This window comes from Rhodoluna sp., assembly GCF_049276775.1.
GTDB lineage: Bacteria > Actinomycetota > Actinomycetes > Actinomycetales > Microbacteriaceae > Rhodoluna.
Genome location: NZ_JBASXC010000067.1, coordinates 1 through 6,574, shown reverse-complemented (window position 1 = coordinate 6,574; position 6,574 = coordinate 1). Strand labels below are relative to the sequence as shown.

Genomic DNA, 6,574 nt, shown 5'->3' with positions numbered 1-6,574 from the left:
CTGCTGTCCAGATTCTCCCAAGTCTCCAAGCAGCAGGAGGTCAAGTTCTAGACCAAAAAAGACCATCACAACCGAAGCGTCGTTGGAGTCTTTCGCTTCGGTAGCTTCTTTGCTGGGTCCTAGAATTTTCCAGGAATAGTCACCCAGCACTCCCGACATGGAGGGGTTGGCAATTAAGACCGAGACTCCCGCCTCATCGAGCTGCTTAAGAGATACCGCAGTTGCGGGGCGATCGTCTGGAAATCCAGAGATTATGGCTGTGGAAACCTCTCTTCGGTTTATCGCGCCCGCTAGTCCACCAACGTGATCGAAGTCGAAGTGAGTCAAAACAAGTAGATCAATTCTTCGGATAGCTAGCTCTCGCAGACACTCGTCGACAAGTTCTTCGTCTGCCCCTACATCAATCAGGGCTGTTCGACCCCTTGACTGAATCACCAGAGCATCACCTTGCCCCACGTCACAGGCAACAACCTGCCATTGCTTGATGGGCCAAGACTTTGGAAGAATCTCCGAAGCTGCCGGGACGGAGATTGTTGTGACTGCTATAACAACGACAGCTCCGACCCCCAGCTGCCTAAGCGGCAACTGCCCAGCTCTAAGCCAGGCACCAACAGCCAAAATTAGCAGCGTGCTTAATAGTGTCGCCGGAAGGCCAGTTGCCCACGGAAAGTACGCCACTGGTAGATCGGCAAAAATAATTGCGACCATTTCTATGACCCAGGTACCCAGCGAGGCCAAAAATGAAATGAATCCGGCCAGCCAAGGGGCAATTGGGCTCACCAGAAGCGCAATCATTCCAAGTACAGTCACGGGTGCGACCATGGGTCCAGCCAGTAGGTTCGCAATTACCGAGTAGGTGGCTAGACCGGGTTGAAGCTGCATCAGAAGAGGAAGGCAGAAAAGCTGTGCCGATATCGTCACTGATAAACCGAGAGCCAACGGCATCGGCATCCGATTACCCAAGCGCTCGGCGATTGCAGGGGCAAGCAACAATATTCCGGCAGTTGCGAGAACCGACAAACCAAAACCAAATTCGATCGCTAGCCAGGGGTCTGCAATTAGTAGCACCAGAGTTGCCAGGGCAAGCGCGTTCAGTGCCCAAGTTCTTCGGCCAAGAGCAATCATTAAGATCACACTGGCTGCCATCACTCCCGCACGAAGGACACTCGGGTCTGGGCCAATTAGGAGCACATAAAGAAGAAGCGCAGTGAGTGAAATAACGGTTCTGCCGGCCATTCCAAATCTCAGTCCAACTGCAACGAGGTAAACCATCCCAACGACAATTGCGCAATTGGAGCCCGAGACCGCCACCAAGTGGGTAAGCGAAACAATACGCATTTTCTCCTCGAGTTCTTCACTGAGGTCAGAAATTTCACCGATTGCCAGTCCAGCAACCAATGTCTTAGAGTCCGGGGTCACCCCCGCGATGCTTGCAACGTAGTTGGCCCGAAGATTATTTAGGAAGCCTTGAGCAGTTGCTGGGTCAGATATGACTGCGAAATCGGAGCTTGGCTTTAGCAGGAAAGCGTCTCTTGAGTTTCTTCCGGCGGGCTCCAGCTGACCCTTGAGCTTCACTCTGACACCTCGAGTGAGCTCTTGCTCGTCAAAAATTAGGTAGCCTCTTCCTGATGCCGGTTCATCATCGATGGATTTTAGAGATACCGCAACCCCGTAGACCGGTGAGCGATCGAAGTTTTGAAAAATAACTTTAGGTCGATTTAGGATTTCCAATTCCAGTAAAGCCTTGGTCTCAGCGGCGGCAGCCTTGACAAGCCAAACCGGCTTGGTGACTTCGGTCTGAATCCAAAGTGAGACGCCACCAAGCAGCAATGCTGCTCCAAGCAGTGACGCGAGGGCTCTTCTTGTTTGGTTAGCACCCATGCCGACAGCAAAAATGATGGCTCCTGAAACTACAGGAATCCAAACTGGAAGAAAATCTAGAGCTGTAAAGGCAGCAAGTACCGCCCAGACACCGAGAGCTGCGATACCAATCGTCACAGTGTGATGAGATCAATAAAGCCAGCCAGGATTGAATCTCCAACGCCGCTTACCTTCAGTAGATCTTTTTTAGTCTTAAAACCGCCATTGGCCTCTCGCCAGGCGATAATTCTCGCTGCAAGAGCTGGCCCTATTCCTGGAAGCTCTTCAAGCTGCCTATCTCCCGCTCGATTAATGCTGATCAATCCCCCAGCGGATGCCGATCCTTCCGAACCCTGCTCACCTACCTTGAAAACAATCACCTGCTCACCGTCGGAAAGCTCTCTCGCAAGATTCACACTTGAATTATCAGCGTCGTTGGTTAGACCCCCGGCTGCGAAGACCGCATCCACGAGCCTCGCCCCTAGAGGTAGCTGGTACATACCGGGCGCCTTCACCTCGCCTACGATGTGCACAAACAAAAACTGTTCACCTGCTTCGCCGGCGAGAGCATTTTCGTTGATTGCAAATTCGCCGGCTGGAACCTCCGGTCGATTGACTGCCACCAGTACCAGAGACACGACTGCGACTATCGCCGCTAGCGCAATGAGGAGTTGCTTGGAAACCTTTTGATCTCCAGAGAGCGCAGAAATTAGCTGCTGTTTGAGCCAGTCCATAGCCCCAAAGATAAGCAGTCAAGCTGGCGACAAAACAGCCCGCTCAACAATCTGTGTAAAAGTTTGAGGATTTAGGACGTTGCGATATTTACAAGCTTTGGGGCACGAATGATTACGTTCTTAATCTGCTTACCTTCTATCGCCTTCTGAACGTTTTCTGAGGCCATCGCAAGAGCCTCGAGCTCAGATTCTGAAATCGAGGATGAGACCTCAAACTTATCGCGAAGCTTTCCATCCACCTGAACTACCGCCGTCAAAGAATCCTGGACCAGTAGCGCTGGGATTGCCTCCGAGAAACCCGCTAGGGCAACTGCCGGCTGGTGACCAAGAAGTTGCCACATGTCCTCCGCGGTGTAAGGGGCAAACAAGCTCAAGGCTTTAGCAACCGCCTCGGCTGCTTCTCTCACCGCCGGATCTGATCCGCCAGGTGTTCCATCAATTGCCTTACGGAGCGCGTTTACTAGCTCCATGATCTTCGCAACGCCAACGTTGAACTTGAAAGACTCGATCTGCTCTGGAAATTCCTTCAGGAATAAATGGGTTGCACGGCGAAGTTCGTTGTTTCCGGTTGCAAAATCTACTCCAGGGGCGCTTGTAACATCGTTGGCGCATCTCCAGGCTCTGGCCAAAAACTTCGCGCTTGCTGCAGGGGAAACATCTGCCCAGTCGATGTCGTCCTCGGGAGGACCGGCGAAAGCCATGGTCAGACGTACTGCGTCGACGCCGTGCTCATCCAACTGCTCAGATAACCTAACGAGGTTGCCCCGAGATTTACTCATTGCCGAACCGTTCATCAGAACCATTCCCTGGTTAAGCAACCTAGTGAAGGGCTCTTCGAATTCAATGTGTCCCATATCGTGCAGCACCTTTGTGAAAAAACGAGCGTAGAGCAGGTGCAAGATGGCGTGTGTCACACCGCCTACGTACTGATCAACCGGTGCCCATTTTTTGGCTTCATCTTTCGGAAACGCCTCGGTGTCTGAATTTGGAGACAAGAACCTTAGGAAGTACCAGGAGGAGTCAACAAAAGTATCCATGGTGTCGGTATCGCGCTTGGCAGCCCCACCACATTTAGGACAAGAAACGTTCACCCAGTCTGTGGCACCCCCCAAGGGAGAAGTTCCCTTCGGAGACAGATCTAGGCCCTTAGCGTCAGGAAGACGAATTGGCAGCTCACTTGCCGGTACCGGAACTTCACCGCACTTTTCACAGTGCACAATCGGAATCGGAGTTCCCCAGTAGCGTTGACGAGAAATCAGCCAGTCACGCAGTCTAAAGTTCTTGGCTTTTTTGCCAAGACCGTTAGCAGCCAGCACCTCGGTGATTTTTTCGATAGCTTCGGCTTTCTTCAATCCGTTTAGTTCACCGGAGTTCACCAACGTCCCGTCACCGGTTGTTGCAACACCTGAAACGGCTGGATCTTCTTCGCCGGTGTCAACGACAAGTCGCACCGGAAGATTATTCTGGCGAGCAAAATCAAGGTCGCGCTGGTCGTGAGCGGGAACCGCCATAATGGCACCGGTACCGTAATCAGCCAAAACATAATCAGCAGCCCAGATCGGCAGCTTCTCACCGTTTACGGGGTTTATCGCAAAGCGACCAAGATCAATTCCACGCTTGGGGCGATCGGTTGCAAGTCTGTCAATGTCCTTGGTGTTTTTGGTCTCTTCCAGAAAGTCCTGGAACTTCATTCTTGTTTCGGCAGCTGCCTTCGAAGCTAGCTCGGCAGCTAAATCAGAATCTGCTGCAACAACCATGAAGGTTGCCCCAAATAGGGTGTCCGGTCGGGTTGTGTAAACCTCAATCGGGGTTTTTCTCCCCTCGATTTCAAACTTAACCTCGGCACCAAAGGATCTTCCAATCCAGTTACGCTGCATGGTAAGCACCTTGGCAGGCCAGGCTCCCTCGAGTGTGTCTAGGTCGTCAAGCAGCCTGTCGGCGTAGTCGGTGACTTTGAAATACCACTGGGTAAGAGATTTTTTTGTGACCGCTGTGTCGCATCTTTCGCAAAGACCCTGAACGACCTGCTCGTTAGCAAGCACCGTTTGACAAGACGGACACCAGTTAACGTTTGAGTTTTTACGGTAAGCAAGACCCTTGTTATAAAACTCAAGGAATAACCACTGGTTCCACTGGTAGTACTCGGGGTCTGAAGTAATAAGTACCCGGTCCCAGTCAAAGCTGCAGGCGTAGCGCCTCATTGAAGCCTTTTGCTGGGCGATGTTGTCGTAGGTCCAACCTCTAGGGTCCAGGCCACGCTTGATTGCGGCGTTTTCTGCTGGAAGACCGAATGAGTCCCACCCAATCGGATGCATAACGTTGAAACCTTTTTGCACCCAGTACCTGGCGATGACATCGCCGAGGGCATAGGCCTCGGCGTGACCCATGTGTAGATCGCCCGAGGGATAAGGAAACATATCCAGCACGTACTTCGTGGGTCTTTTATCCTCAGGGTTGCCCGAGTCAAAAGGCTTTAGCTCATCCCAAACTGGGAGCCACTTTTCCGTTAACGCCTTAGCGTCAAACTGAACTGGCTCGGTGGACAAGGTAAAGCTCCTAATTAATTTTGAATGGTTCCCTTCAGAAGGTTACCAATGCCAAGCTGACTTACTTAGCGTTTTGAGGGTGGCCAATAGGTTATGGCAGCTGTAAGAAGGGCCCAACCGAGTGGAATCATGCCTAAACGGTCGGAGCCTTGCCAGGCAATCAGAGACAAGATGCTCAGTGCAAGAGCTGCCCCTAGCGGCCAATACTTTGAAAGCTTGTTTTTCCTCGCGAATATCGCGAGAACGACCGAGCCAGCTCCAAGGATAACTAAGCCGATAAATATTCCTCCGATTAGAAGCGCTAAATCTTCCATCTGGCTAACCCCCAAGTGCCCTAAGTAGAGCTTTGGATTTGAGCATGGTCTCCTCGAACTCACTTTCCGGGTCGGAGTCAATTGTGATTCCACCGCCGACTCCAAGCGTCGCCGACTTTCCTTCAAAGACCAGAGTTCTGATTGTCATTCCAAAATCAGCCGATCCGTCGAAGCCCAGATACCCGAAGGCGCCCGAGTAAATATCTCTTGGGAACTGCTCAAGTTCCTTTAGTATTTCAACCGCTCTAATCTTTGGGGCACCGGTCATAGAACCGGCGGGAAAGCAAGCCGCCAGAGCACTGGTTGCACTCTGGCCCTTTTTGAGCTGGCCCGTCAGCGTACTAACCAGCTGATGGACGGTTGCGTAGCTTTCAACCTCGAAGAGTTTTTCCACCATGATCGATTCCATCTCACAGACTCGACCAAAATCATTTCGCATCAAATCCACAATCATAAGATTCTCCGCGCGCTCTTTCTCGTTATTGGCAAGCTCCGATGCAATCAGGGCATCTTCGCCCTGATCTTGAGACCTGGGCCTAGTTCCCTTGATTGGCTTGGACGAGATTTTTCCAGTTGAAGAGACTTTTATGAACCTCTCGGGAGATGAGCTAACTAACTCGAGCCCTCCAAGTTTTAGATAGCCACCGTAGGGAGCTGGGTTTGATTCTTTGAGTGAGAGGTAGGTTTTTAGCGCATTGGCGTCGTGCTCTATAAAGATCTGATTGGTTAGACACAGCTGAAAGACATCGCCCCGGGCGATGTGGTCCTTAGCTTTCTTGATTAGATCTAAGTAGCTGTCTTTTTCGTGCCGAAGTTTTGTTGAAATTAACTTTGGTTCTTTGGTGGCCTGAAGAAAAGAAGATGCCTCGCCGCCAATAAGGGTTAGGCGCAATAGTGCTGCCCGATACCAATTTTGAAACTCTTCTGTGGTTTCAAATAGGCCGATGAAATACATAGTTTTACTGCTGTGATCAAAAACCATGGCCCGATCGACCGTCATGAACTGAGACTTTGCGTGAACACCCGCAGCTGCTCCACTAGATTGATCACCCCCTAATTCGTAGCCCAAGTAGCCAACAAGTCCCGGTCTAAAGCTGAATGGGATGTCGTCTTCCGGGAC

5 protein-coding genes are annotated in these 6,574 nt (G+C 51.4%); all 5 read right to left on the bottom strand.

Annotated elements, in window-relative coordinates:
- Positions 1-1,998, bottom strand: a 1,998-nt coding sequence (locus WAO31_RS04375; RefSeq protein ID WP_509590688.1) for a ComEC/Rec2 family competence protein, incomplete at its 3' end; no start/stop codon positions are given.
- The gene (locus WAO31_RS04370) at positions 1,995-2,594 is read right to left on the bottom strand and encodes a helix-hairpin-helix domain-containing protein (protein WP_509590685.1); all 600 of its coding nucleotides are present in this window, start codon (positions 2,592-2,594) and stop codon (positions 1,995-1,997) included. The genes WAO31_RS04370 and WAO31_RS04375, both read right to left, overlap by 4 nt.
- A 71-nt stretch (positions 2,595-2,665) precedes the next feature.
- On the bottom strand, positions 2,666-5,140 hold the full coding sequence (leuS, locus tag WAO31_RS04365) for a leucine--tRNA ligase (protein WP_509590683.1): 2,475 nt from the start codon (positions 5,138-5,140) through the stop codon (positions 2,666-2,668).
- A gap of 65 nt (positions 5,141-5,205) precedes the next feature.
- Positions 5,206-5,454, bottom strand: coding sequence for a hypothetical protein (locus WAO31_RS04360; RefSeq protein ID WP_509590680.1), 249 nt, complete (start codon positions 5,452-5,454; stop codon positions 5,206-5,208).
- Between the two features lie 4 nt (positions 5,455-5,458).
- The coding region (gene pabB / locus WAO31_RS04355; protein WP_509590678.1) for an aminodeoxychorismate synthase component I at positions 5,459-6,574 on the bottom strand (1,116 nt) is incomplete at its 5' end.

Excerpts from the sequence above, each read along its gene's own strand:
- WAO31_RS04370 (WP_509590685.1), bottom strand. The coding sequence starts at position 2,594 with ATGGACTGGCTCAAACAGCAGCTAATTTCTGCGCTCTCTGGAGATCAA.
- WAO31_RS04360 (WP_509590680.1), bottom strand. The coding sequence starts at position 5,454 with ATGGAAGATTTAGCGCTTCTAATCGGAGGAATATTTATCGGCTTAGTT.